The 26485-nt window shown below is 61.8% G+C and carries 24 protein-coding genes and 1 pseudogene; 11 read left to right on the forward strand and 14 right to left on the reverse strand.

Annotation, left to right across the window (positions count from 1 at the left end):
• Positions 1 to 19: 19 nt before the first annotated feature.
• Positions 20 to 1162, forward strand: a complete 1143-nt coding sequence (locus HJB82_RS23195; protein ID WP_207581377.1) for an alpha-hydroxy acid oxidase — start codon at positions 20 to 22, stop codon at positions 1160 to 1162.
• Positions 1163 to 1288: 126 nt separating this feature from the next.
• On the opposite strand, the gene HJB82_RS23200 is transcribed toward HJB82_RS23195, so the two are convergent.
• Genes HJB82_RS23200 through HJB82_RS23210 form a run of 3 tightly spaced genes read right to left on the reverse strand, consistent with a single transcriptional unit; the run spans position 1289 to position 4848 of the window.
• On the reverse strand, positions 1289 to 1729 hold the full coding sequence (locus HJB82_RS23200; protein WP_207581378.1) for a hypothetical protein: 441 nt from the start codon (positions 1727 to 1729) through the stop codon (positions 1289 to 1291).
• A complete protein-coding gene (locus tag HJB82_RS23205; protein WP_207581379.1) occupies positions 1726 to 3054 on the reverse strand; it encodes a phosphatase PAP2/dual specificity phosphatase family protein in 1329 nt (442 codons plus the stop codon). The genes HJB82_RS23200 and HJB82_RS23205 overlap by 4 nt, the downstream gene beginning before the upstream one ends.
• Before the next feature lie 9 nt (positions 3055 to 3063).
• A complete protein-coding gene (locus HJB82_RS23210) occupies positions 3064 to 4848 on the reverse strand; it encodes a bifunctional alpha/beta hydrolase/class I SAM-dependent methyltransferase (RefSeq protein ID WP_221141585.1) in 1785 nt (594 codons plus the stop codon).
• Positions 4849 to 5049: 201 nt separating this feature from the next.
• Here HJB82_RS23210 and HJB82_RS23215 point away from each other — a divergent pair, with 201 nt between their 5' ends.
• The gene (locus HJB82_RS23215) at positions 5050 to 5661 is read left to right on the forward strand and encodes a CDP-alcohol phosphatidyltransferase family protein (RefSeq protein WP_221141587.1); all 612 of its coding nucleotides are present in this window, start codon (positions 5050 to 5052) and stop codon (positions 5659 to 5661) included.
• A gap of 513 nt (positions 5662 to 6174) precedes the next feature.
• Positions 6175 to 6534, forward strand: a pseudogene (locus HJB82_RS23220) (flotillin domain-containing protein); the annotation flags it as partial.
• Positions 6535 to 6555: 21 nt separating this feature from the next.
• Here HJB82_RS23220 and HJB82_RS23225 read toward each other — a convergent pair.
• The 8 genes from HJB82_RS23225 to HJB82_RS23260 form a co-directional block, all read right to left on the reverse strand.
• Positions 6556 to 7296, reverse strand: coding sequence for a metallophosphoesterase (locus tag HJB82_RS23225; protein WP_221132473.1), 741 nt, complete (start codon positions 7294 to 7296; stop codon positions 6556 to 6558).
• A 2-nt stretch (positions 7297 to 7298) separates the two neighbouring features.
• Entirely contained in the window at positions 7299 to 7655 is a 357-nt protein-coding gene (gene uraH / locus HJB82_RS23230) for a hydroxyisourate hydrolase (RefSeq protein ID WP_221117676.1), read from the reverse strand.
• Positions 7652 to 8152, reverse strand: coding sequence for an ureidoglycolate lyase (locus tag HJB82_RS23235; protein WP_221117677.1), 501 nt, complete (start codon positions 8150 to 8152; stop codon positions 7652 to 7654). The genes uraH and HJB82_RS23235 overlap by 4 nt, the downstream gene beginning before the upstream one ends.
• A gap of 4 nt (positions 8153 to 8156) precedes the next feature.
• A complete protein-coding gene (locus tag HJB82_RS23240; RefSeq protein ID WP_221117678.1) occupies positions 8157 to 8519 on the reverse strand; it encodes a DUF86 domain-containing protein in 363 nt (120 codons plus the stop codon).
• Positions 8516 to 9016 (reverse strand): 2-oxo-4-hydroxy-4-carboxy-5-ureidoimidazoline decarboxylase, encoded by a 501-nt coding sequence (gene uraD / locus HJB82_RS23245; RefSeq protein WP_207581386.1) that lies wholly within the window; start codon positions 9014 to 9016, stop codon positions 8516 to 8518. The genes HJB82_RS23240 and uraD overlap by 4 nt, the downstream gene beginning before the upstream one ends.
• A complete protein-coding gene (puuE, locus tag HJB82_RS23250) occupies positions 9016 to 9939 on the reverse strand; it encodes an allantoinase PuuE (protein WP_207581387.1) in 924 nt (307 codons plus the stop codon). Before puuE ends, uraD begins: the two co-directional genes overlap by 1 nt.
• 115 nt (positions 9940 to 10054) lie before the next feature.
• Positions 10055 to 10762 (reverse strand): DUF1045 domain-containing protein, encoded by a 708-nt coding sequence (locus tag HJB82_RS23255; RefSeq protein ID WP_207581388.1) that lies wholly within the window; start codon positions 10760 to 10762, stop codon positions 10055 to 10057.
• A 114-nt stretch (positions 10763 to 10876) separates the two neighbouring features.
• Positions 10877 to 12055, reverse strand: a complete 1179-nt coding sequence (locus tag HJB82_RS23260) for an FAD-binding oxidoreductase (protein WP_221141589.1) — start codon at positions 12053 to 12055, stop codon at positions 10877 to 10879.
• Here HJB82_RS23260 and mnmD point away from each other — a divergent pair.
• Positions 12054 to 12782 carry a tRNA (5-methylaminomethyl-2-thiouridine)(34)-methyltransferase MnmD gene (gene mnmD, locus HJB82_RS23265; RefSeq protein WP_221141590.1) on the forward strand — a complete coding sequence of 243 codons (729 nt, stop codon included), beginning with the start codon at positions 12054 to 12056 and terminating at the stop codon, positions 12780 to 12782. The genes HJB82_RS23260 and mnmD overlap by 2 nt on opposite strands.
• Positions 12783 to 13053: 271 nt before the next feature.
• Here the strand turns inward: mnmD and HJB82_RS23270 are convergent, their stop codons facing one another.
• Positions 13054 to 16455 carry a response regulator gene (locus tag HJB82_RS23270; RefSeq protein ID WP_221141592.1) on the reverse strand — a complete coding sequence of 1134 codons (3402 nt, stop codon included), beginning with the start codon at positions 16453 to 16455 and terminating at the stop codon, positions 13054 to 13056.
• Between the two features lie 340 nt (positions 16456 to 16795).
• Between HJB82_RS23270 and HJB82_RS23275 the strand changes: the two genes are divergently transcribed.
• From HJB82_RS23275 to HJB82_RS23290, 4 genes are all read left to right on the forward strand, one after another.
• Positions 16796 to 17113: a hypothetical protein gene (locus HJB82_RS23275; protein WP_207581392.1), complete on the forward strand. Its 318-nt coding sequence runs from the start codon at positions 16796 to 16798 to the stop codon at positions 17111 to 17113.
• Between the two features lie 298 nt (positions 17114 to 17411).
• The gene (locus tag HJB82_RS23280; RefSeq protein ID WP_207581393.1) at positions 17412 to 18335 is read left to right on the forward strand and encodes a hypothetical protein; all 924 of its coding nucleotides are present in this window, start codon (positions 17412 to 17414) and stop codon (positions 18333 to 18335) included.
• Positions 18336 to 18349: 14 nt separating this feature from the next.
• Positions 18350 to 19465, forward strand: a complete 1116-nt coding sequence (locus HJB82_RS23285; RefSeq protein ID WP_207581394.1) for a DNA alkylation repair protein — start codon at positions 18350 to 18352, stop codon at positions 19463 to 19465.
• Between the two features lie 246 nt (positions 19466 to 19711).
• Positions 19712 to 21391, forward strand: coding sequence for a DEAD/DEAH box helicase (locus HJB82_RS23290; RefSeq protein ID WP_207584351.1), 1680 nt, complete (start codon positions 19712 to 19714; stop codon positions 21389 to 21391).
• A gap of 53 nt (positions 21392 to 21444) precedes the next feature.
• On the opposite strand, the gene HJB82_RS23295 is transcribed toward HJB82_RS23290, so the two are convergent.
• Positions 21445 to 22341 carry a DMT family transporter gene (locus tag HJB82_RS23295; RefSeq protein ID WP_221117683.1) on the reverse strand — a complete coding sequence of 299 codons (897 nt, stop codon included), beginning with the start codon at positions 22339 to 22341 and terminating at the stop codon, positions 21445 to 21447.
• Positions 22342 to 22743: 402 nt separating this feature from the next.
• Here HJB82_RS23295 and HJB82_RS23300 point away from each other — a divergent pair, with 402 nt between their 5' ends.
• From HJB82_RS23300 to HJB82_RS23310, 3 genes are read left to right on the forward strand one after another with little or no spacing between them, the layout of a single operon-like run.
• Positions 22744 to 24153, forward strand: a complete 1410-nt coding sequence (locus HJB82_RS23300; RefSeq protein WP_207581396.1) for a circularly permuted type 2 ATP-grasp protein — start codon at positions 22744 to 22746, stop codon at positions 24151 to 24153.
• Entirely contained in the window at positions 24153 to 25094 is a 942-nt protein-coding gene (locus HJB82_RS23305; protein ID WP_207581397.1) for an alpha-E domain-containing protein, read from the forward strand. Before HJB82_RS23300 ends, HJB82_RS23305 begins: the two co-directional genes overlap by 1 nt.
• A 12-nt stretch (positions 25095 to 25106) precedes the next feature.
• The gene (locus tag HJB82_RS23310; protein ID WP_207581398.1) at positions 25107 to 25931 is read left to right on the forward strand and encodes a transglutaminase family protein; all 825 of its coding nucleotides are present in this window, start codon (positions 25107 to 25109) and stop codon (positions 25929 to 25931) included.
• 51 nt (positions 25932 to 25982) lie between these two features.
• On the opposite strand, the gene HJB82_RS23315 is transcribed toward HJB82_RS23310, so the two are convergent.
• Positions 25983 to 26485, reverse strand: a 503-nt coding sequence (locus HJB82_RS23315; RefSeq protein ID WP_409201853.1) for a calcium-binding protein, incomplete at its 5' end; no start/stop codon positions are given.

Here is a 26485-nt window from a genome sequence, read left to right on the forward strand (position 1 = left end):
CAGATTGAAGGTTCAATTCATGGCCACTCCGCTCACCATCGCCGACCTGAAGAAACTCGCACGGCGCCGTGTGCCGAAGATGTTTTTCGACTACGCGGATTCGGGCGCCTGGACGGAATCCACATATCAGGCGAATGAGAGCGACTTCAGCCAGATCAAGCTGCGCCAGCGGGTGATGGTCGACATGACCGACCGCACGCTGGAAACGACGATGATCGGCCAGAAAGTGTCGATGCCGGTGGCACTCGCCCCAACCGGCCTGACCGGCATGCAGCATGCCAATGGTGAGATGCTGGCGGCGCGCGCGGCGGAAGAATTCGGCGTTCCCTTCACGCTCTCGACGATGAGCATCTGCTCGATCGAGGACGTTGCGTCGGTGACGACGCGCCCCTTCTGGTTCCAGCTCTATGTGATGAGGGACAAGGATTTCGTCCTCGACCTCATCAACCGCGCCAAGGCCGCCAAATGCTCGGCGCTGGTGCTGACGGCGGATCTGCAGATCCTCGGCCAGCGCCACAAGGACCTGCGCAACGGCCTGTCGGCGCCGCCGAGATTCACCCCGAAGCACATCTGGCAGCTGGCGACCCGGCCCTTCTGGTGCCTGGATATGCTGCAGACCAGGCGCCGCACCTTCGGCAACATCATTGGCCATGCGAAAAATGTCTCCAACATCACCTCGCTGGCCGCATGGACGCACGAGCAGTTCGACCCCCGGCTCTCCTGGGCCGATGTCGCCTGGATCAAGGAGCAATGGGGCGGCCCGCTGATCATCAAGGGCGTGCTCGATCCGGAGGATGCGAAGGCCGCCGCCGACACCGGCGCCGATGCGATCGTCGTTTCCAACCACGGCGGCCGCCAGCTTGACGGCGCCCCCTCCTCGATCAGCATGCTGCCGAGGATCGTCGATGCCGTCGGCGACCGCATCGAGATCCATCTCGACGGCGGCATCCGCTCCGGCCAGGACGTGCTGAAGGCGGTGGCACTCGGCGCCAAGGGCACCTATATCGGCCGCCCCTTCCTTTACGGCCTCGGCGCCATGGGCAAGGAAGGCGTGACGCTGGCGCTCGGCATCATCCGCAAGGAGATGGACCTCACCATGGCGCTCTGCGGCCGGCGCGATATCAACGATGTGAATTCGTCGATTATATCGGGGCGGCAGTGACCTGCTTGAGAAGCCAGCTTAGAAGACACGAATCCCGGAATTGCCGTCGCGATTGCTGAGTCATTAAGTACAAGACCTGCCAGACACGTGCCGGAGAGCGTTTGCATCAATCGCCTGCGGTCGTATTCAGCAGAGCGGCTGCCCATCGGTTGCATCGAGCAGAAGGATCGCGAAAATCGCGAGACAGATGGCGAGCGCAAAACGCTGCTGCCAGACGATGCGAAGCGATCCGGCAATCCGCCTCTCGAGGCCAGGCGGTGTCCTGTCAAGCGTGCGAAGCTGCATGCGGGACAACAGGTCGTCGACGGCTGCAAGACCGGCCGTCTCGGTGTCGTAGGTCGACGCGAGGCGAAACAACAGCGCATCGAAAAGGAGATGGATCGCCAGCGCAAGAACAATGACGCAGAAAACGAGCATCAAGAGCCAGCCAAGCGGTGGAGCGAAGCCTCGATATTCCGCGGTGATCGGGCCGACAATCAGTGGCAACAGCGCTGTCAGCCCGCAGAAGATTGAATTGCGGCCGAGATTTCGCGCAGCCGCCGAGGCTGTGGCATTCCATTGCGTCATTGTAAGCCCTCCGCCACGGAATGGAGACTTTCCACGGGCAGATAAACACGCCACCCCGCCCGTTCGATCAGCCGCAGCGCTTCAGCTGGATTTTCACACCGTCGGCTGATGAGCAGCCAGCGCACGATGACGCCGGCGCTCCGCTGGAAACCTAACGCACAGCAGACGAGGACCGGTCCCCGCTGGCGCGCAACCTCGATAAGGTTCGCCGCAGCTCGGGTCTGGATCTTGTCGAGGCCGGTCAGATCAAGGGTTGGAAAGCTGGACCAGCCCGCCAGCGTCCCTTTCGGCCGCTGAAGTTCGCCGGTGATGTCGATCACCGTGGCAAAACGGTTGGCCTCGTGGCAACGCGGAAAACGACCAAGATGGACACCATCAGCGATCGCCACGGATGCCGGCATTCTGCGGGTCCAGAGCCAAACGTTGATGACAGCGCCGAGCCGGTAGGGCGCCAGTAGCCAGCGGCTGGCAAGCGTGGCCCGGCCATCGACGCGTTTCTGGAATATCTGCGGGCCGGCGCCGAAATATCCGACTGCGACGATCGCCAGCGCAACAGCCGGCCAGAGCAACAGAAGCGCTGCGGCCGATAGAGGAGTGCAGAGCGCTCCAAGGCCGAGAAATGCGACGGCACCGCACAGATAATAGATGCCGAGACGGCGCGACCTTGGGTCGCCGCTCATCGCAAAGTTCGCGAGAGGCGAACCGGCATCGCGCGGGAAAAGCCAGGCGGCAAACAAACCGAGCAGCATGCCGGTCGGTATGTCCATGATCTGATGCTGCCACGTGGTCAGCACGGAGGCTCCAATCAGGAAGCACCAGAAGTGCCAGATAAGCCGTGCCTTCCGTGGCAGCCGGCCGCGCAGATGATCCCAGATCACCATCAGGAGCGCGATATGCAGCGACGGCGCCTGGTTGAACGGCTTATCGAAGCCACCGAGGACGGCGAACATGAAACCAGGCAGGCCGCTCGTTGCCGGCCGCACGAAGATCGCTTCGAGCGGAAACACGACGAAGCAGGCGACGGCAACTATCTGGATCGTCAGATAACGTCTCGCGAGCATATCCACATCGCGCGGCGTCGTGTTGATGAACAGGCAGAGCGCATAGAACAGATTGATCGACCAATATGGAATGATGGTCCATCCGAGGAACGGAATGGCGCTTTCCCATGCGAAGGCGACGTTTGGCACATGAGCGCGTTGCGATGCCAGCCAATTGGCGCCGCCATAGCTCAGATAGAAGAACGGCGCCAGGAAGACGAGCCAGAGCGCCGCCCGCTTCGGGACCGGTGCTGCCCGGGAAAAAGTAGAACGTGCCTTGTCCACGGTTTGCCCTCAGACTCTCTCGGCCAGCGAGACGGTGAAAATGCCCCACTGATCGATGCGCTGTTCGATCTTGCGGAAACCGGCTGCGGCGACCAGCTGGTCCATTTCCTCTTGCGTCCGCCGCCGCATCACCCACGCCTCGCCGCCGCGGTGGGAGGTCAATGCGCGGGCGATCATCTCCAGTTGTGGATGCCATGGCTGGTTGGTGTAGACAAGCAGACCACCGGGCCGCATCGCCCGGGCGATCCCGTTGAGCGATGCGGCGATCATCGCATTGTCGGAAAACAGCTCGTAAAGGCCGGAGACGATCGCGAGATCCGGGGCCGGCGTGATTGCAGCCAGCCCCTCGCCGTCAAAGGCATCCTGCTGGCGGAAGCTCACGAAATCACTCAGTCCCCGCGCGGCAATGCTGTTGCGGCCGGCATCGACGTTGATGGAGGAATAGTCCTGCAACCGCGCACTATCGGGACGCACGGCAGCCGTCTCGATCGCATCAAGGACATAACGGCCGTGCCCGGCCGCGATGTCGAGCATATGGGTGCTGCGGCCGGCTGCTTTCAGGCGCTGCAGCGCGCGGTCGATCAGGTCCTGCAAGTGCAGTTTGCGCTGCCTGATGCCGCGCCAGCCGATCGCCTCGAGGAACACCTTGTCGATCAAACGCCCGCCGGGACCGAGCCCGCGCGGCATATTCTCGTAGACGTAATCGAGCGTCGAGCCGGAATCAAAACCGGTCTTGACCCCCGTCTTTATGCCTTCGGACACCAGGGCGCCAGTCTTGATGTTGAGGCGGCTGAGCGCCCAGTAGATGCCGCGTGGGGATGTGGCGTCCAACGGGCTCGCGAGCCGGTCGGCCTCGTCCCTTGTATAGCCCTGGATATGGGCGCTGCGAAGGTCGGCAGGCGCCCGGGGCTCGGCAAAACGCGCGCCGATAAAACGGCGAACCTCGGCCAGGGCAATCGCGCGGTCCTTTTCGCCAAGCGTGTCATGGTAGAAGCCGGCAAGCACATGCCGTTCCTTGATACGGCTGCCGAGGTTTTCGTAAAACCGGTGCTGCGGGGCGTGTCGCACCACCCAGTCGCTGCCGGAGATCAGCAGTTGGGTCGGGACGGTGATGGCGCGGGCGTCACCGACGACGCGGGCGGCCGCCTCATAGAGCTGCAACAGGATGTTGGAGGCAATTGGCCGGGTGATCAATGGGTCGGATTCGTACGAGGCGATGCGCTCGGGGTCATGCGTCAGGAACCTCGCCTTGACATAGGAATTGACGAAGAATGTCCCCTTAAGCTTTTCCCAGAGCGCAATGCCTTCTTTGGCAAAAGGCACGTAGAGCTTGACGCTGAAGGCCGGCGAGGCAAGCACGAGCGCACGGATCGGTGGCGCATAGTCGTGCACCCAGGTGGTAGCGAGAACCGCGCCGACGCTCTGCGCAATGACGGCGATGTCTTCGACGGCAGTGCCGCTTGTCCCGCTGACATGGCGGACGAAGCAATCGAGATCATGCGCCGAGGCAGCAAAGGATGGCGAATAGCCGCGCTCTCCCGGTGAACGCCCGTGGCCGCGTGCGTCCCAGGCGTAGAAGGAAAAATCATCGAGGCCGAGCTCGGTGGCGAGATGGGCGACACGGCCGCTATGCTCGTGGCCGCGATGGAGAAGAATGATTACGCCCTTCGGTGCAGCCCCCGTCGCAGGCCACACCCGATAAAAAAGCCGTATGCCATCATGCGATGCGAATTCGGATTCATGCATTGGTCTGGCCGTCGAGGACGGTTGCCCGCTATCGGCAGTTTGCAGCACGGTCTTCTCCAATTCTGATTGGTGGGTGGATTGCAACCACTGGCGGGAACAGTGATTTGTCTTCATTGCAAAAGTCTAGTCGCAAATGTAAGCCCTTTGCGAGAACCGATATGAAGTGTGGCCTTCCTCAAAAATACAACGATCTGCACCGCCAAAGCCGGGATAGACCTTTCCGATGCCACGAAATTCCACTGAGGTAGCATGTCTGTCTATCAATTGAAGTCCCGATTTCAGAATATTCTTCGCCCTCTGGTGCGCTCCCTCGCCGCGCGAGGCGTCACCGCCAATCAGGTGACTTCAGTTGCCGCCGCCGTCTCGGTTGCATTGGGCGTTTTTCTGAGCGTTGTTCCGCTTCCGCATTGGTTCCTGCTGGTGCCCGTATGGTTTCTCCTGCGCATGGGCCTCAACGCCATCGACGGCATGCTCGCGCGCGAACATGGGCAGAAGAGCATTTTAGGCGCGTATCTGAACGAGATCGGTGATGTCGTATCGGATACCGCCTTGTATTTGCCGTTTGCGCTCATCGATCCGAACGGCTTGGTGCCGGCGATGGCCGTCATATTCCTCTCGGCGCTGACGGAATTTACCGGCGTTCTGGGTCAAAGGGTCGGGGCAAGCCGGCGTTACGACGGGCCGCTGGGCAAGAGCGACCGCGCGGTGCTTTTTGGCGCGCTCGGCACCTTTGTCGCGGTTGGTGGTACGTTTGCAGCATGGACTTCGTGGCTTTGGGCGGTGGTGGCTCTACTTCTCATATGGACCATCATCAACCGTATCAACGCCGGTATTCGCGAGGCGCACACGGCCGCCCGATAGGAAGCGGAGCCGATCTGTCGCCTATGCTTCCATCGGCAAATGTGATCCGACAATCGACGCTGCCTCCGTCCTCCTAACGGTATGTTAAGCTTATACCGCTCCCCATGATTAGTGCTCATCTGCCCACTTCAGGCTGCGGGTCCAGTAGCTTCAGAAAGCCGTCGGCGGCTCTCGACCGCGAGCGGCGGCGGGTCCGCTTTGCGCACACGCCTAAGACGGCCCTCGCCGGTTCCATTGGGATGGGAGGCCCGGAACTTGTCAGCCGGGCGGCGGCCGAGTCTTTTCAGGCGGGAATCAGGCCGTGCCGCAGCATGATCTCTGTAAGCCGCGCCGGATCAGGCTCGCCAGGACCGCTCACAGCCTTCGCGATTTCCTCGAAATAGGCGCGGCCAATCGAACCTGGGTTCAACACGATTAGGGCGCGCGGCCTCGCTGTGCAGATTTTCGGCGTGATGGGCGGCGCTCGATGACACGATAGTCGCCTATCGCAGGATGATCGACATCCTGATCGAGCTCGCCGAGGCGGTCAAGCAGATCGAGAAAATCTCTGACATCAGGATCTTCGACACCGGCGGCATGCTGGGCCGCGGGGGCGCGAACGGCGAAAGCGGCATCGGCCTCGGCGAAGGCTTGGCCGGCCAGCTCCGCTCCTATCAGGCAAACAAGCCGATCCTCGACAAATTGCTGAAAGAGGCCGGCTTCGACGGCGACAACGCCATCTCATCCCTCCTTGGAAATCTCGATGGCGCGAAACCGGCAAAGCTGGTTCCGGCTCCGGTAAAGCCGGCAATACCGGCCGCGCCTCCGGTAGCGCCGGCAGCGGCCGCAGCCCCGGCAAAGACGATCGCCCCTGCGGCGCCGAAGAAGGAATGATCGCGTGCAGGCGGGTCTGGGCTATCTCACCCAACCCGCCGCCAGCGCGCTCTCCCAGTCGCCACGGCCCCTTTCGGCGGCCAGTGCCGACATCGCCATATGGTCGTAGGCGACATTCCTGAACTGCCACGTCCATCCCGCCGCCGTCTTTTCCAGAATGGCATAGCCGGCCAGCGGATGGCCGGCTTCGATCTTGTGGTAATAGGGCCGGTCGTCGTCATAGGCGGGGCAGCCGACGCTGCCGGGATTAACGATCAGGCGCCCGTCGGAGAGACGGACGGCGCGGGGAAGGTGGCTGTGGCCGCAGAGGATCAGCGGCAGGTCTATGCCCTCGGCCAGCGCCTCGATCGCTTCGATCGGCTTCAGGAAGACGACGCCATCCGCCGAGACCGATTCCAGCCAATAGAGATTATCGTCCTTCGGCGTCGCATGGCAGAGATACACCTCGCCGCGATAGACGGTGTTGAACGGCAGGCTGCGAATCCAGTCGAGATGGGACGACGTCAATTGCCGATGGGCTGAAGCATCCGAGGCATGCATGGAGGCCGGATCCTGCTCGATCAGATAGCGATCGTGATTGCCGCGAACCGAGGTCAGGCCAAGCGGCATCAGCAAATCAGCGGTCCGACCGGCTTCCAGCGGCCCGCTGAAGAAATCGCCGAGATTGACGATGTCCTCGATGCCCTCAGCGCGAATATCCGTAAGCACGGCTTCAAGCGCCAGATGGTTGCCGTGAATGTCGGCGATCGCGGCAAAACGCATTTCTAACTCCCTCGATAGGTGGAATAGCCGTAGGGCGAAATCAGCAGCGGCACATGATAATGCGCCGTGACATCGGCAATGCCGAAGCGGATTGGCACCAGATCGAGAAAGGCCGGATGCGGCAGCGGCGTGCCGCTGGCCCTCAGATAATCGCCGGCGTGGAAGACCAGTTCATAGGTGCCGGCCCGGAAATGTTCGCCAGCGAGGATGGGACCGCCGTCGACTCGGCCGTCGGCATTGGTCTCGACCGTCTTCAGATGCCTGCGGATCTCGCCGTCGAGCTGGAAAAGATCGATCCTGAGGCGTTCGGCCGGCTTGCCGAGGGCGGTGTCGAGAACATGGGTGGTCAGTCCGGTCATGGGGCTGGCTCTTTGATGATGTAGGGCGTTTCGAAGAAGAACTCTTCCAGATTGTTGCCCGGCCCGTCGCGGTCGACGACCAGGAAATCGGAGACTTGGCCAAGCGCCATCAGCGGATGATGCCAGACATTTTGGCGGTAGTTCACTCCCTGGTCCCCGCGCGCGCAAAACACTTGCGGTCTGCCCGGACGTCCGCCCTCGTCCTCGGAGACGACGACGAGGAAGGGACGGCCGGAGACTGGCGAGAAGCTCTGGCTGCCGAAGGGATGACGCTCCATCATGTCGATGTCATAGGGAAAGCTGCGCGGCTGGCCGCGAAAGAGGTTGATGATGACGCGGGCGCCCTCGCCCGTCGCTTGCGCCGCGGCCAGCGCATGGAAACGCTCCGTCGTGCCGCCATTGATGAGCCGCTTCGCGGCCGGATCGGCTTCGATCACCTCACCGAAGAGAGCGAAGGCGGAGCTGGTGAGAGGACGAATGTCGAGAAACCGAGACATCGCGTCACTCGCCTTGGGCATGCCAGTATCGGACGGCATCGATCTCGCGAAGAAGCTCCGGCAGCGTCCGATACGTCGCCTCCCAGATTTCGGAGGGATCGAGATCGAAGACGTCGTCGAGGATGCGATTACCGGTGCCGCAGATCCTGGTCCACGGCAGATTGGGATGCTCGGTGGCAAATTCCGGATGGGTCACCAGCAGACGGGATGCCGCAGCACCGATGGTGAAGTGGCAGAAGGCAACGGCCTTGAAGGTAAGCTGGTCCTCGGCGAAAGCCGCCTCATCCATTCCGCCGATGAAGGACAACGCTTGGGATGCCGCCTTTTGCATGTCATTGAGATAGTCGATAGCGCGCCTCTCCTTCATTCAGCCTCCGGCAACATCGATGTCAGACGCAGCAGCGCGATCTTTTCGACCTGTGCCGTCGCGGTCGAAAACTCCTCGTCCCGGCCGTTGCCGATCCGTGTTTCGAAAGCTTCCAGGATATCCTCCTTGCCGAGCCCCTTGACGGCGATGATGAAGGGAAAGCCATATTTTTCGACATAGGCCGAATTGAGTTCCGTGAAGCGGGCGTGCTCGGCAGGGCTCAGGCGGTCGAGACCGGCGCCGGACTGCTCCTTGCGGCTGTCTTCGGTAAGTTCACCCGATATGGCGAGGCGCCCGGCAAGGTCGGGGTGGGCGCTGAGCACCCCGAGACGCTCCTGTCGGCTTGCCGCGCGGAAGACGGCGGCAAGCGCCGCATGTACGCCGGCCGCCGTCAGAGGCTCGTTCACGCTGCCGGCGTCATAGGCGCGCTCGGCGATGAAAGGCGAATGTTCGAAGACGCCGCCGAAGCGGGAAACGAAATCCTCGCGCGACAGCATCAGATCGCGTCCGGCTGATGGTGCTTGTGCCAGTGCTCGGCAATCTCGATGCGGCGCGGAATCCAGACCTTGTCATGCTTCAGCACATATTCGATGAAGCGCTTCAGCGCCGCCGCCCGGCCCGGGCGCCCGACGAGGCGGCAATGCAGGCCGACCGACATCATCTTCGGGCTGCCCGCCTTGCCTTCCTCATAGAGCGTATCGAAGGCATCCTTCAGATAGGTGAAGAACTGATCGCCGGTATTGAAGCCCTGCGGTGTGGCAAAGCGCATGTCGTTGGTTTCGAGCGTATAGGGGATGATCAGGAAGGGTTTCCCATCGACGCCCTTCACCCAGTAAGGCAGATCGTCGGCATAGGAATCGGAGGAATAGAGGAAGCCGCCCTCCTCCTGCACCAGCCGAAGCGTCTTGTCGGAAGGCTTGCCCTGATACATGCCGTATGGCCGCTCGCCGGTAAGCTCGGCGTGCAGGCGCACCGCTTCGAGGATGTGCTTGCGCTCCAGATCTTCCGGAAAATCCTTGTATTCCAGCCAGCGGTAACCGTGGCTGGCGATCTCCCAGCCGGCATCCTTCATCGCAGCGACCGCTTCAGGATTGCGCGCCATCGCTAGCGTTACGCCGTAGACGGTCGCCTGCACCTTGAGATCGGTGAACATCCGCCAGAGCCGCCAGAAGCCCGCGCGCGAACCGTATTCGTAGATCGATTCCATGTTGAGATTGCGCTGTCCGGGCCAGGCGGCCGCGCCAACGATCTCCGACAGCAGATTTTCAGAAGCCGGATCGCCGTCGAGGATCGAGCTTTCGCCGCCCTCCTCATAATTGATGACGAACTGCACGGCGACGCGCGCCTCGCCCGGCCACTTCGGATCGGGCGTCTGTCGCCCGTAGCCGACGAGATTGCGCGGATAAGTCTCGGATACCATCAAATCACCTTCTGAAAAGACGGCGAACGGTAGCATCCGCAGCCGGAATGTCGAGAAGGAAACTGCTCAATCCGATTTTGCCTTTGCAGTACAATGGCTTAGCCCATCGGCACGCTCAGGCGATCTTGCGCGCGCTGACCTTGCCCATCGGGTGCAGCGAATGAACGCGGAAGGGACCGCCCGTGCCCTCCTCGATCATGAGCGCCACGTTTGAAACCGTCACCGGGTCACTGAGGGCAGGCGCGAAAATCGTCCGCAGGGCCGGCTCGATGCGCGCCATGTCGATCGCGTTGACGGGTCCTGTCACCGGCATATGAAAGCGGAACTCTTCCATCACATAAGGATTGCCCCAGCGATGCAGGTTTGAAAACTGCGCTGCCGACAGCCCGTCCGGATCGCTGCGCTCGATCTCGGCTTCGCTGAGCGGCGCGCGGAAACGATCGAATTCCTGGACGATCGCCGAAGCGAGATACTGGATCCGCTCGCAGGGGGCGCTCGGCAGCAAGCTGTAGAAATTGCCGAGCCGTGCGACTTCGATGCGCGGAATCTGGAAGGGGACGAAGGTCCCGGAAAAACGCATCAGATCGCGCAGGAGTTGCGCTTCGGACATATTGTGACCCAGGTGAAACGGCGCCTTCAGAACGCCGTGAAAACCATAGCGCCGCGGCACGGCGGTATGGAAGGCGATCTCGTGAATGCCAAGGCCACGAACTGCCGGCGGCTCCACCATATCGCCCGAAAACACGTTTCGGCCAAGCCAACTGGCAGCCACAAGCGACAGCGGGTCGCTCGCCGGAGGCGTGAAGCAAATGGCATAGCGCATGCAATTTCCTCCATCAAGGAACTGAGCGCCGATCAAATCCGGCGCTGTCGATGCGCAAGCAGATAGGTGATTTGCATGACAGAATAACGAAACGAAGCGGCGTCGAATTCACGTTTAACGTGAAGCTGCCGCGATATGGCTTGAAATTGCGAAGCTTTCCGGCAGCAAAAATCCGCAATCCGTATCGCCTGCGATACATATCGCCGCTTCCGCCAACCGGTGGGCCAGGCCGAAGCTGACCTTGAAGCCGCCGGTCAGCGCGATCAGGCGCGGGTGATCGGGGTGGCGGCCGATCATCGGGTCACGGTCGATCGCCTTCGGGCGGAGCCCTGCCCAGCGCTCGATGACAGGGGCGTCGCGCAGCGCCGGCACGATCTCCCGCGCCGCGGCGATCAGCGTGTCGAGCTGAGCATCGGTCGATGTGGGATCGTCGAAGCGGTTTTCGCTGGTGCTGCCGATCGCCACATAGCCGCCCTCGTGCGCGACGACATAGAGCCCGTCGAGGAAGATCGTCGGCAGCGCCGGGTCGAGATCGGCTTTCAACAGCGCCGCCTGCCCCTTGACCGGTTGACCGAGCGGTCGCTTCAGCCCGGCGGTCAGCACCTGCAGCAACGGAAAAGACTGGTGACCGGCGGCCAGGACGCAGTCGCTGAAAGTGATGGTTTCGCCCCCTATGTCGGCCGTGCCGCAGTCGGGATCGACACCCGTCACCGCCGCGTGTTCCATGATCCGCACATGTTTTGCCTGTCGCAAGAAGGCAATGAGCCCCGCAGTCAGTGAGCGGGGCGCAACGCGGGCGGCGAGCGTATCATGCACGAAACCGCTCTCGCCGGCGGATGCCTCGATCCAGCCGTCGACCGGCGGACTGTCGAGCACGTGCCAATGGAAGCGGCGCTCGCCTGCGCACCAGTGGCGCTCGGCATCTTCGGAGTGAGCGCGCGCTATCTTGTTGAGATGCGGCTTCGGCAGCGGGATCAGCCGCCCGGAACGGCGGTAACCGGCCGAAAGCCCGGTTTCGGCTTCCAGCATGGCGATCTCGGCTTCGAGCGAGACCAGCGCATCGAACTGGAACTGCTTTTTCTCAGACCACCGATCCGGCATATGCGGCATCAGCGCGCCGAGCAGGCCGCCGCTCGCACCTCCACCCAATTTGCCGGCGTCGACGATAAGGGTAGCGATGCCACGGCGCTCGGCATGGACGGCCGCCCAGAGACCCATGATGCCGCCGCCGACGATCAGCAATTCGCAGGACGATTGACCTGAGACCGGCTGAGGATTATCGGCTTTTTCCATGACAGACGTGAACCCCGATCAGATTGGCGCGGGCGCGCCGCAGCCGCTCGAATGGCGCGACGGCGATATGCCCTATTCCCTCGCCTTTGGCGACCATTTTTATTGCCAGACCGATGGGCGGCTGGAATGCGGCCACGTCTTTCTCGCCGGCAACGGCCTGCCGGAGCGTTGGAACGGGCGGCAGGAATTCGTGATCGGCGAACTCGGCTTCGGCACCGGCCTGAACTTCGCCGAGACCTGGCGGCGATGGAAGCTGTACAGCGTGCCCGGCCAGCAGCTGCATTTCATCTCCTTCGAGCTCCACCCGATGCGCGGCGAAGAAATCGGCCGTGCGCTCTCCCACTGGCCGGAGATCGATGCCGAACGCGAGGCGCTGACGGCGGCCTGGCCGCCAACGCCTGCCGATACCGTCTCGCTCGACCTCGACGACCAGATGAGGCTCAGCGTCGTCTGCGGCGCAGCACTCGACGGCGTCGCAGCCGCAAAGCGCGGCTTCGACGCCTGGTATCTCGACGGCTTCGCGCCCTCGCGCAACGGCGACATGTGGTCGGAAGAACTGATGCGACGTGTCCACGAAAAGACCGCGCCCGGCGGCACTTTCGCCACCTATGCCGCGGCCGGTTTCGTACGCCGCAACCTCATCGCCGCAGGCTTTACCGTCGAGCGCCGCCAGGGCTTCGCCGGCAAACGCGAAATGCTCTGCGGCATCAAGGCGCCCGACAGGTAACGTTTGCTGCTTCCAGTCCACTGTTGCTAACGATTATATGGCAAGGACAATCCGTAGCGGGCGGTAAGCTTTATTCATGACCTGATGGAACGAAGCGAACGTCTGGCGGAAACGCCGAACGGTTTTTCACTGGTCCCGCGCTATGAACACGGCGTCCGCCGCCCTTACGGGAATTATCTGATCTTTGATCGGGCGGCAAGGATCGCATCGAGGTCCTGCATATCTTGAACGGAGTTCAGGATTTCGAGAGCATCCTGTTTTCCGACTGAGATCAGTAGCTGGTGCGCCCCGGCTGCTGCTCGTCCTTGAGGAGCCATTGCCGAATCTTCTCTTCCAACAATTCGGGGCTGATCGGTTTCGACATATAGTCGTCCATGCCGGCGTCGAGACAGAGGTCGCGGTCGCTTTCGAGCGCATGGGCGGTGACACCGATGATCGGCACGCGATGCCCCTGCCCTTTTTCGCGCGCGCGGATCGTCCGGGTCGCCTCATGGCCGTTCATGACGGGCATCGAGACGTCCATCATAATGATCCGCGGCGTGTGTCGCTCCCAGGCGGCAACCGCCTGCTCGCCATTGTCGACGACGAGGAAGGAGAGGCCCGTTCCTTGCAGGATCTGGGTGAAGACGATCTGGTTCACCTCGTTGTCCTCGGCGACGAGCACATCGACGAATTCAGGCGCCCGCTGCTGCGGCATCGGCTCAGGCGGCGGTGCCGGCACCACCGCCTGCGCCTGCAGCCGGGCGATCTCGCCTTCTGAAACCTGCTTCACGCGGCCGGCGCGGACGACCTCGACGACGGTATTGCGCAGCACGTTGGCGCGCGCCGGCTTCATCAGATGCGCATGACCGTTCAGTGCCGCGAATTCCTTTTCTGTGCCTGAAATATCCATCGACGTCAGAAAGATGATCGGAAGCTCGACGAAGCGGGGATCGGCGCGCAGCCGGCGCGCGACATCGGCGCCGTTCATATCGGGCATGTGATAATCAAGCACGACGGCATCGACGGTAATGCCGAGATCCGCCGCCGCCTCCAGGATCGCAAGACCGGTGCCCCCGCCCTCGGCGGCCACGCCGTCAAAGCCCCAGAGCGAAAGCTGCTCGGTGAGGATGCGCCGGTTCACATCATTGTCGTCGACCACGAGGACGCGCGCGCCCTGCACATTGATTGGCAGCGGTTTCGGCTCGAGGCGGGCTGCAGCCACCGCAAAGGGGAGATTGACGGTGAAGACCGAGCCCCTGCCCCATTCGCTCTCGACATTGAGATACCCGCCGAAGAGATCGACAAGGCCGGCGGTGATCGCAAGCCCGAGACCCGTTCCCTCATGCCGGCGGGTCGAGGAGGCGTCGACCTGCGAGAACTTATCGAAGACCGATTCGAGCTTTTCGCGCGGGATGCCGATACCGGTATCCTCGATGCGGATTCTCGCCAGGATCTCGCCGCCGGCAACCGTCTGGAAGCCGACATCGACGAAGACGTGGCCGCGCTCGGTGAATTTGACGGCATTGCCGACGAGATTGGTGACGATCTGGCGAAAACGCCCGGCATCGCCGATCACCGCGGCGGGCAGATCCGGTGCGGCCCGCACCAGGAGCTCGATGTTCTTCTCGGCAGCATGCGAGGATAGGAGCGTCGCCACGTCCTCCACCGCTTCGGTGATGTCGAAGGCGGCTTTGCGCAGTTTCATCTGCCCCGCATCGATCTTCGAGAAGTCGAGGATATCGTTGATGATCGTCAACAGCGCATTGCCCGACTTGACGATGATGTCGATGAAGGTTTTCTGGCGCGTGTCGAGATTGGTCTTGGCAAGCAGTTCCGCCATGCCGAGCACACCGTTCATCGGCGTGCGGATCTCGTGGCTCATATTGGCGAGGAATTCGGATTTGGCCCGGTCGGCGGCTTCGGCGCGCGACAAGAGCTGGCGCAAGTCCTCCTCGCGGCTCTTGAGCTCGGTGACGTCGGTGAAAAGCGCCACCCAATGCTGCCCCTCGCTGACCGTCGCCTCCATGTTCACCCAGCGTTCGCCTGCTACATGGAAGACCGTGGAGATCGGTTGCTTCGATGCGATGTTGGCGCGCCAACCCTGCAGGATCTCGGCGGCTGCATCATGGAAATCGCCGCGCGCCGCGCAGAAATCGAAGAGCCCGATCCAGCCCTCGCCTGGCTCGATATGGGAAGCTGGTATGCGCAGTATCTCTGAAAGCGACTCGTTGGACAGCTTGATGATGCCATCCTGGACGATGGCGAGCCCTTGCGACATGGCATGCGTCGCATCGCGCATCATCTCGCCGAGCCGCTCCAGCGCGGCGCGGGCCTCGTGGATTTCCTTCTCCCGCTCGCGAACAGCCGTGATGTCGGCATAGGAGAGCAAGATACGGTCGTTGGAAATACGGCGACTGTCGAAGATGACGGATTTACCGCCTGCCCAATCGAGCTCGATCGGCTCGGGCGCATCGGTCTCGAACAGGTGCTTGCGGAAAGCGTAGATCTCATCCGGCGTCTGCGTGCCGTCGTAGCGGCCGAGCTCGGAATTGCGGCGGATGACGTCGATGAAGGGGCGGCCGTCGAAGGGATCGTCGGGTGGCAGATCCCAAATGCTGTAGAATTCGTCGTTGACGTAGAGAATCCGATGGTCGTTGTCGAGGATCAGCACGCCGACCGGCAGCGAGCGAAGGATGCTTTCGATATCCCCATGCAGCACCTCTTCCTGCTTCTTCGCCTCGATCAGTGCCGTCTCCCGCTCCTTGAGCGGCGAGATATCGGAAAAGGAGCCGACGACATAGGTGCGCCCATCCGGCGTCACGACGCGGTTGACCCGCGAGATGAGCGGATGAATGCGGCCATCCTTGCTCGGCATCTGGCTTTCGATCTCTTTCGACAGGCCGTCTTCCAACGCCAGGCGGTTTTCCTGGTAGATCGCCTCGCCGTCCTCTGGCCCGAACATTTCGTGCTCGGTCATCCCCAGCACCTGCGAGCGGTCATAGCCACCGAAGGTCTCGTAATACTGATTGGCATAGACGAGGCGGTGCCTATCGTCGCGTACGAAAACCGCGACCGGCAGGTCCTCCATGATGATGCGCAACAGATCGCGTTCGTTGACGCTTTCGTGCCAGCCCGTATCGCTGGGAGCAGCCGGCTTTGCGCTGTTGCGATAGGCGGCGTTGACGATCAGGGGTCGCCCATCCCCGGCAAAGATGCCGATCGGATGGTCGAGCTTTTCCAGCGCCTCGCGCACGCGGGCAAAATCGGCCGAAATCCCAGGATCGCCAGCGATCCTGGGATCGCTAGCAACCCGCCCGCCGTCAACCGCGCGACGCGCCGTCTCGCGCACTTCGAAGATACCGAGCACATAGGCCCGCTCAGGCGACGGTGAGAAGCTTTCGATCTGGATGCGCTCATGGCCGAGACCGGCTGCATCGAAGCAGATGGCGTTTTCCTCGCTACCGAACACCAACGCGCGGCGTTCCCTATCCTCGCGCTCCTCTTCCTCGGGACGGTCGAACAGCTCGCGGCTGCGCCGGCCGATGAAATCGGAAATCTCGCGGCCCAGGAAATCGGCATAGGCCTCGTTGACGGCGACATAGCGCAGCTCGCTGTTCTTGACATAGGCCGGGGTGTCCAGATCAGCGATCCGGCGGCAAGCCAATTCCAATAGATCCCCGGCTGATTTCAAGAAATTGTCGCTCCCGCAATGAATGAAATATCAACTACAAAGACTGTAACACCAAGGCTTTTAACAAGGTTTTAACCATAAATTTTAGCGGGGGAATTTTACGAGCCCGCTCACCAGGCTGAAACTGCCTCACATTGGGAGCCCGGACTTGCACGAGACTGAAAAGCGGCGATATCGGCGGCAATGCCACCCTATGCATCATTCCACCCCCTGCCGGGACCCGTTGGAATCATGACGAAAATTTAATGCGGGAAGCGCTTGCGCGGCCATTTCGCCGCCGCGATCCGGGCGGAGTCTGGACATGGCTTTATCGAAGCCAGTCTAAATCAAGGAAAACAGCATGTCCGTTCTTCATAAGACCATGGCGACGGGCCTGATCGCGCTGACCCTTGTCAGCGCCTCGCTCGCCACCGCCACCACCGCCGATGCCCGTCCACGCGATGCCTTCTGGGGCGGGCTTGCCGCCGGCGTCGTCGGCGGCGCTCTGCTGTCCGAGGCCGCACGCCCGGCCTATCCCGCTTATCCTGCCTACCCCGCCTATCCCGCTTATCGCCCCTATCCGGTCTACCGGACCTACTACCGGCCGTCGTATTGCCACCTCGAATGGCGGCGCGACGATTGGGGCGATCCCTACCGCGTCAAAGTCTGCACCGAATAGCTGAAACCGCAACCGGCGCCACTTGACCTCCCGGCGGCGCCGGGCCAACAGCAGCTTCGGCATCAATGCCGATGGCGCAGTGTCCGCAACATCGCTCGATCCGATGAAGCGCTTTGGCTCCACAGTATCGGAGCACCAATTGCGCGCTGCATCCTCGATAAGCGATCTATTCGTCACTCTGTTAAATATCGCAAAAGGCAGCTAGTAATCCCCTCGAAGCGTTCGTGCTTTTCGCTTTCGCTATCGATCGAATTTCGAGCATCAGCCGGATATTTAACATGCGGAGGGCAGAGGCGGAATGGCCTTGAAAATCCCGGCTGCCGGTTGGGCGGCAGACGTAGTCGGCTTCCTATCCCGAAACATCCCGCGCGGCGATGGGGAAGAGGGCTGGAACCATATGTTCCTGACGGCCTATCAGATCGGTTGCGAAGCTCTGGTGGCACTCGGACAGGCCGATGAAACCCGCGGGGGCACAATCCCGCGTAAGAATGCTCAGCTACCTCTCGAACTGCCACGCTGGGACGATCTGTGCGTCTCGGTGCTTCGGCTGGCGGCACAACAGAGGCTGCTATCTTATCGCCTGCCTGATGGCAGCGTGCCTCTATCGACGGGCGGCTTTCTCGTTTACCGGTTAGGCGCACCACCTCCGCCTCCGCCGAATATCGCGGCTGCAAACGGTCTTGGTCCTGCGTTCGCAACATCCGAGGTCTTGCCTGTCATTCGGGCATTGGGGCTGCTTGCCGAAGGCCGTTGGACGGAGATTGCTGAAACCGTGTTCTGGCGGGACTGGCCAGAGGAATGGGAAATGAGTTTCACCTCCGATCCCCGTTTCTCTAACGCATTGGAGCAAGCTCTTGTCAGGATACCGGCTGATATCCGCGCCGAAATGGACAAACTTGTCACCATCACCGATGCGCAGGTGACAGCCGAGATGCAACGAAGTGCGGCAGCTTTAGAGGAGTCACGCGCCAAATATGGGCCGAACGCCAACATGATAAGTTCATCCGACACTCCGGAACGGGCACGAAGTAGCTTGGAGTTTATATCCCGGCACGAGCTTGACTGGCTGTTCTTCCGTCGCTGGCGCCTGACTGACGGGTGGCTCACGCCGAAAGACGCAGGCAAAGCGCTCGAAATCTTTCACGACGATCTCGCTATCGCCATGCGGTGCGCCGTCATTGAACGGCTCTATCCGAACTTGGTGTTTGCGGCCACCAGATAGGTAGGAGGATCAGCATGCCGGAACCGCTCAAGAACCTGCTGCATCAGGCGCTGGTCGGCGACATGGCCGATCGCATCGCCGCCCATGCGCCCGCCTTCGACAAGGGCCGTTTCGTGACGCTGGCGACCGATGGCCTCGGGGAGATGGAGTTGATGGAACGCTCGGCCCTGATCCGCGACGCGCTGTTTGCCACGCTTCCCGATGATTTTCCTGGGGCGGCCGCTATCCTGAAGGCGAGCCTCCCTGCATCAGGCAGGCCCGGTCTATCAGGCTGGATGCTGCTGCCGGTCAACCAGTTCATCGCCACACGCGGCCTTGATCATTTCGAACTCGGTCTCGATCTCCTGAAGGCGCTGACGCCGTATTTCACCGCCGAATTCGGCATCCGCCCGTTCATCCACCGCGACCAGCAGCGTGCGCTTGCCATCATTTCCGGCTGGGTCGACGATCCCGATCGGCATGTGCGCCGGCTGGCGAGCGAGGGAACGCGGCCACGTCTGCCTTGGGCGATGCGCCTGTCGCAGCTCGTGAAGGATCCGGCGCCGATCCTGCCGATCCTGACCGAATTGATCGACGATCCGGAGGATTATGTTCGCCGCTCCGTCGCCAACAGCCTGAACGATATCGCCAAGGATCATCCGGACATGGTCGCCGCCTTCATCGCCGGCCACATCGAAAACGCCACCCGCGAACGCCGTTGGCTGCTGAAGCACGCCTCCCGCACGCTTTTGAAGAAGGGCCATACGCAGGCGCTCGCCAATTTCGGCTTCGGCGCGGCTGCCTCGCTCGCATGCGAATTGCGGCTCGCAAACAGCGAGGTGCTCTTCGGCGAAGGGCTGGATTTCGAAATCCGCGTGACGAATGCCGGCGAGACCCCGCAATCGCTGATGATCGACTACGCCATCCACCACGTGAAGGGTGACGGTTCGCTCTCGCCCAAGGTCTTCAAGTGCAAGACGATCATGCTCGCGCCGGGCCAAAGCCACGCGATCGAGCGCCGCCACGCCATGCGGCCGATTACCACGCGGCGCTATTATCCCGGTAAACATCGCATCGCCATCCTCGTCAACGGCGCGGAGACCGCATCGGAAAGCTTCGTCCTCGTCATGCCTTCTCTTGAGCCTGGCTGAGGCTTTCTTGTGCACTGCACTTGACTTTGTGAGAGAACTAGCCCAAATGCGGCTCAGCTTTCACCCTTCCGGCCGCCGCGTGAGCGTGCCCCTGCTAGAAAATACGGACGCAGGAAGAAGGGACAAAAGCGCATTTCGATAGAGCGCCGCACTCCCATGAGCGGCCAGAAGCGCTGGAAAGCTTTTTCCAACTCACAAGTTCCCACTTCACGCGGGGTTCTTGACGCCAGAATGAAACCGGATCGCATGGTGCGTTCCGGCGATAGTCGTTGTGGCGCCCCGAAAGGTTATGCCTTGACTAATTTTGAATCGCTTGGTGTCTCCAAGCCGATCGTCGCTACTTTGTTCCAGCTCGGCATCGAAACGCCGACGCCGATCCAGGAACATGCCATTCCCCTCCTTCTCGAAGGCCGCGACCTGATCGGTCTTGCCCAGACCGGCACCGGCAAGACGGCCGCTTTCGGCCTGCCGCTCATCGAAAAGCTGCTTGCCGACGAACGTCGCCCCGACAACCGCACGACGCGGACGCTGATCCTGGCGCCGACCCGCGAACTGGTGAACCAGATCGCCGAGAGCCTGAAGAAGTTCATCCGCAAGTCGCATCTGCGCATCAACGTCGTCGTCGGTGGCGTTTCGATCAACAAGCAGCAGCTTCAGCTCGAAAAGGGCACCGATATCCTCGTCGCCACGCCCGGCCGCCTGCTTGACCTCATCAATCGCCGCGCCATCTCGCTGACCACGGTCCGCTATCTCGTGCTTGATGAAGCCGATCAGATGCTCGACCTCGGCTTCGTGCATGATCTGCGCAAGATCGCCAAGATGGTGCCGAAGAAGCGCCAGACCATGCTTTTCTCGGCCACCATGCCAAAGGCGATCGCCGATCTCGCCGGTGACTACCTCGTCGATCCCGTCAAGGTCGAAGTCACACCTCCCGGCAAGGCTGCCGACAAGGTCGAGCAATACGTCCATTTCGTCGGCGGCAAGAACGACAAGACGGAACTGCTCCGCAAGTCGCTGACCGAAAACCCTGACGGCCGCGCCATCGTCTTCCTGCGCACCAAGCACGGTGCGGAGAAGCTGATGAAGCATCTCGAAAACATCGGCTATTCCGTCGCCTCGATCCATGGCAATAAGAGCCAGGGGCAACGTGAGCGAGCGCTGAAGGCCTTCCGCGACGGCAGCATCAAGACACTGATCGCCACCGACGTTGCCGCCCGCGGCATCGACATCCCGGCCGTCAGCCATGTCTACAACTACGACCTGCCCGAAGTGCCCGACGCCTACGTTCACCGCATCGGCCGCACGGCGCGCGCCGGCCGTGACGGCATCGCGATTGCCTTCTGCGCCCCCGACGAAGCCAAGTTGCTGCGTGACATCGAGCGCCTGATGGGCATCGACATCGCAGTCGCAAGCGGCGAGCCGCCGGCAAATATCAGTGGCGGCCCCCGCCGCGCTAACGGCAATGGCAACAACCGCAATCGTGGTGGCGGCCAAGGTCAGGCGCGCGAAGGTCAGGGTCGTGGCGAAGGCCGTGGCGATCAGAACCGTTCGGAGCATCGCGGCAGCCACCAGGAGCGCCGTCCGCGTCCCGAACGCACCGCTCGCAACGAGGATTTCCGCGGCCAGCGCCGCGGCGAAGCCACCCCGAATCTTGGTCCCGACAACGATCTGGCCTCGACCTCCGACTTCCGCCCCTCGGCAAAGCCGCAGCGTCCCGCCCATGGCGGCCATGCCAATGGCGAGCCGAGCGGTCATCATCGCGGCAACGGCCGCCACGCCCACGGCCGCCCGGCTCGCAAGCACGGTGAAGACCGCGGCCCACAGCAGGCCCAGGGCGGGGAACCCCGTCGCGACGGCAACGGCGGCGACCGTCGCGGTGGCTCCGGCTCCCGCAATGGCGGCGGCCAGCGCCGCGAACGCGCCTAAGCATCGATAGACTGAAAAGCAGAAAGGCCGGGATTTCCCGGCCTTTCTGCTATCTACGCTTCCGCAGGCTCGCTGAATGCCCTGCGGTTCGTCAGGTAGACCCCCATCACGACCACCACGGTGCCGACGATCAACGGCAGCGTCAGCGGTTCCCCAAAAGCGATGAAGGCCTCAAGGGCGACGGCCGGCGGCATCAGGTAGATCAGCGAGGCAGCTCGTGAAACCTGGCCGCGGCGGATCAGATGAAGCAGCAACCCGACGCCACCCATCGACAGCCCGAAGACCGACCAGGCGAGCGCGCCATAGGCCTGCGCGGAGCCATCGAAATGCTGTTGCTCGAAAATGAGCGAAAGCGGCAGCGTGAGCATCAGCGCGCCGATATATTGCAGCGTCGCGATGGTCCTGAGGTCGCCCGATTGCAGGTGCTTCTTCTGGTAAAGCGTGCCGTAGGTAACGGACCCCATGGCAATGAGGTTGATCGCCAGCGGCAGAGCGGCATGTGTGAGATCGGCGGTTGCCGGATCGAGGAGCTTCGGCGAAATGGCGATGGCAATGCCGATGAAGCCGAGGCCAAGCCCGAATTTCTGTGCCTGTTGCAGCCGCTCGCCGACCAGGAACGGAGCTGCCATTGCCGTCAAAAGCGGCTGCAGCGCCGCGATGATTCCCGATATGCCGGCCGGCACGCCGTTGGCAATCGCCCACCAGAGGCCGGCGAGATAGAAACCATGCAGGAAGAAACCGGAATAGATGGCGCGTAGCCACGTCGCCCGGCTTGTCGGCCATCGCGCCCGCGCCGCCAGGCAGAGCCCCAGGAAGGCCGCCGCCGACAGCGCGTAGCGGATCGAAAGAAAGGTGAAGGGCTCGGAATGCAGCGAGGCGTATTTCGCCACCACCCAGCCCGTTGACCAGAGCAGGACGAAAACGGCGGGGGCAAGGCGATCGAGGGACATGGGGATGCTCGCGAGAGAAGGGCTGGTCGCGCTGATAGCCGCACCCGGCCGTTCAGTCAAAGTCGAAGCGTTGATACTTATTTGTAATTGCGCTGATGGTTGGGATTGCAGGACGAATCTGCCGGCTTTCCCCACTCTTCTCATCCCAGTGACAGGCACAGGATGAGGAGAGTGGGGTTCTGTCGGCGCCCAACAAACCACGGCGACCGAACGAAAAACGATCAAATGCTCAGATTTTGCGCAAGCCTGCAGATCGATTATCCGGCATGCCGCACCGCACCACTTTAAATGCCCGGATTTTCACCCGTTTCCCGCAGCGCAAAATCTTTTCCTCGAACTGCGCATGGTTCTTGCATTGCCATTTGCGTTGTATTCAAATGAACGAAAAGGGGAGCTGCACTTTTGGCATTTGATGAAATGATTACCGGGGACGAAAATCCTCGCCCGCCTTATGAAAAATACTTCGAGTGGTACAACAGCCAAGACCGGGCGCATCTGATTGCCAAGTCCCGCGATGCGGAAAACATTTTCCGGAAGACCGGCATCACCTTCGCGGTCTATGGCCATGCCGATAGCTCCGAAAAGCTCATCCCCTTCGATATCATTCCCCGCATCATCTCCGCCCGCGAATGGCGCAGGCTCGCCCAGGGCATCGAGCAGCGGGTGATCGCACTCAACGCCTTTCTCGACGATATCTACCATAAGCAGGAGATTATTCGCGCCGGCCGCATCCCGCGCGAGCTGATCGAGAACAACGTTACCTTCATCCCCGAGATGGTCGGCTTCCGCCCGCCCGGCGGCGTCTACACCCACATCGTCGGCACCGACATCGTGCGCACCGGCGAGGACCAGTTCTACGTGCTCGAGGACAATGCGCGTACGCCTTCCGGCGTCAGCTACATGCTGGAAAACCGGGAAACCATGATGCAGATGTTCCCCGAGCTCTTTCATGAGAACAAGGTGCAGCGCGTCGAGGACTATCCCTACCTGCTGCGCCAGAGCCTCGCGTCCCTCGCTCCTCCCGGCTGCGCCGGCAAGCCGCGCGTCGCGGTACTGACGCCCGGCATCTACAATTCGGCCTATTACGAGCATTCCTTCCTCGCCGACATGATGGGCGTCGAACTGGTCGAGGGCTCGGATTTGCGCGTCATCGACGGCAAGGTGAAGATGCGGACGACCCGCGGTTACGAGGCGATCGACGTGCTCTACCGCCGCGTCGACGACGACTTCCTCGACCCCCTCACCTTCCGAGCTGATTCCGCGCTCGGCATTCCCGGCATCATGGACGTCTACCGCTCCGGCAATATCACCATCGCCAACGCACCTGGTACCGGCATTTGCGACGACAAGGCGATCTATTCCTATATGCCGGAGATCGTCGAATTCTACACCGGCAGCAAGGCGCTGCTGGAAAACGTGCCGACCTGGCGCTGTTCGGAGGCGAGCAGCCTGAAATACGTGCTGGAGCATCTGGAAGAGTTGGTGGTCAAGGAAGTGCACGGCTCGGGCGGCTACGGCATGCTGGTCGGCCCGACGGCTTCGAAGAAGGAGCGCGCCGATTTCGCTGAGAAGCTGAAGGCCAAGCCGAACAACTACATCGCCCAGCCGACGCTGTCGCTCTCCACCGTGCCAATCCTCGTCAACAAAGGGATTGCGCCGCGCCATGTCGACCTTCGCCCCTATGTGCTCGTATCTGACAAGGTTCAGATCATTCCGGGCGGGCTCACCCGCGTGGCGTTGAAGCAGGGATCGCTGGTGGTCAATTCCAGCCAGGGCGGCGGCACCAAAGACACCTGGGTATTGGAGGACTGATGCTCGGAAGAACCGCAAACGGCCTCTACTGGATGTTCCGCTACATCGAGCGCGCCGAAAATATCGCCCGCCTTGTCGATGCCGGGCTACGCATGTCGCTGACCCGCAGCAGCGCCGGCGACGACAACTGGGATGGCGTGCTGCAAAGTGCCGGCGTACGCGAGGCCTATGACGAGGGCCATGCGAAGCTGACCAACGCCGACGCGATCGACTATCTCCTGCGCGATCGCGCCAACCCGTCGAGCGTCATGTCCTGCATCGACTCCGGCCGCAACAACGCCCGCATGGTGCGCACCGCGCTGACGCGGGAGACTTGGGAAGCGACCAACGAATGCTGGATCGACCTGAAGTCGCTCCTCGAAAAACGCGTCAAGCCGGCCGAAATGCCGGAGGTGATCGACGCCATCAAGCGCCGCGCCGGCCTGATCCGCGGCGCTTTCCATGGTTCGACGCTACGCAACGAACTCTATAATTTCGCCCGCATCGGCACCTTCATCGAGCGGGCCGACAATACCAGCCGTATCCTCGACGTGAAATATTACGTGCTGCTGCCCTCGGTCTCGGCCGTCGGCTCCTCTCTCGACAACGTGCAATGGGAATCGATCCTGCGCTCGGTCTCCGCCCACCGCGCCTATAGCTGGGCCTATGACGGCGAATACCGCGCCATGAACATTGCCGACTTCCTGACCCTGAACGTCCAGATGCCGCGCTCACTCGCCTATTGTTACGAGAAGATCGTCAGCAATCTCGGCTATCTCGCCCAGGATTACGAGGAGCGGCTGCCTGCCCACGATACCGCCGATGCGATCCGCACCACGCTGCAGACGCGGGCGATCCGCGATATCATGGATCAGGGCCTGCATGAGTTCCTGGAGGATTTCGTCTCGCGCAACAATCAGCTCGGCGCCGAGATTTCCAACGGCTACCGGTTCTACGTTTAAGCGGATCAGAACATGAGACTGAAAATCAGCCACCTCACCGAATATCGCTACGACGAACCGGCGCAGTTCTCGCTGCAGCGGCTCAGACTGACGCCGCCGACGAGCCCCGCCCAGAAGGTGCTCGGCTGGTCGCTGAACGTCGAGGGCGCCACCCCCGAGGTGGAATATGACGACCAGTACGGCAATCACGTCAACCTGGTCTCGCTGGAAGGCGAGCAGGACGTGACGCGCATTCTGGCCGAAGGTGAGGTCGAGACGGCGGATAACAACGGTGTCACCGGCCCGCATACCGGCTTCTGCCCACTTTGGCTTTTCCTGCGCGAAACGCCGCTGACCAAGGGCGGCAAGCTGGTCAAGGAACTGATCAAGGACGTCGGCGGCGATAATGCGCTGGCCCGCATGCATGCGCTCATGGAAGCAATCCACCAGACGGTCGATTATAAGCCCGGCACCAGCAACACCGAGACGACGGCCGAACAGGCCCTTGAGAAAAAGAGCGGCGTCTGCCAGGACCATGCCCACATCTTCATCGCCGCCGCCCGCGCCCTGCAGGTGCCGGCGCGTTATATCTCGGGCTATCTTATGATGGCGGAAAAGGTCGAACAGGCGGCGACCCATGCCTGGGCCGAGGCCCATATCCCCGGCCTCGGCTGGGTCGGTTTCGATCCAGCCAACGAAATCTGCCCGGATACGCGTTATGTCCGCGTCGCCTCCGGCCTCTGCTACCGCGACGCCGCGCCGATTTCAGGCATGCGCATCGGCACGCCGGGCGAAACGCTGTCGGTCACCGTGAAGGTCGAGAACGGCGGCCAGATGCAAAGCCAGAGCCAGAGCTGAGCGGCATCAGCCCACCCCGGCAGAATTTGTGCCGCAAGGCCCAAGCGAAGGTCACGCAAACAAGAAGTCCCACGACTGAAGGCTTGAAACAGCAACATTCTTCAGCGTTATGGTGTTGTCGGAATCGGCTGTAATAATTGCATCACTCCCAGACTGCTGGGTTGCCGCAAAAAGCGATGCCCAGTCGGCGAAAATGCTGTCATCGATCCAGATCGCGTCATGTGCGGAGCCGATTGCCACGAAGTTTGTGATCGTATCGTGGCCCCAGTTCTGCGAATAAACGAAGACGTCGGCTGCCGCTCCACCAGTGAGGATATCGTTGCCGGCGCCACCCGTTAGCGTATTGGAACCACTGCCGCCGACGATAACGTTGTTCAGCGCATTCCCTGTTCCGGCAAACACCCCAGTGCCGGCAAAGCTCAGGTTCTCGACATTGTCGGCAAGCGTATAGCTCGCCAGGTTCGTGCGAACCGTGTCGATCCCATTATCGGCGGCTTCGGTGACGAGGTCGCCGGCATTGTCGACGATATAAGTGTCGTTGCCCGCACCACCGA

It is taken from the genome of Rhizobium sp. NZLR10 (assembly GCF_019685125.1).
Lineage (GTDB): Bacteria > Pseudomonadota > Alphaproteobacteria > Rhizobiales > Rhizobiaceae > Rhizobium.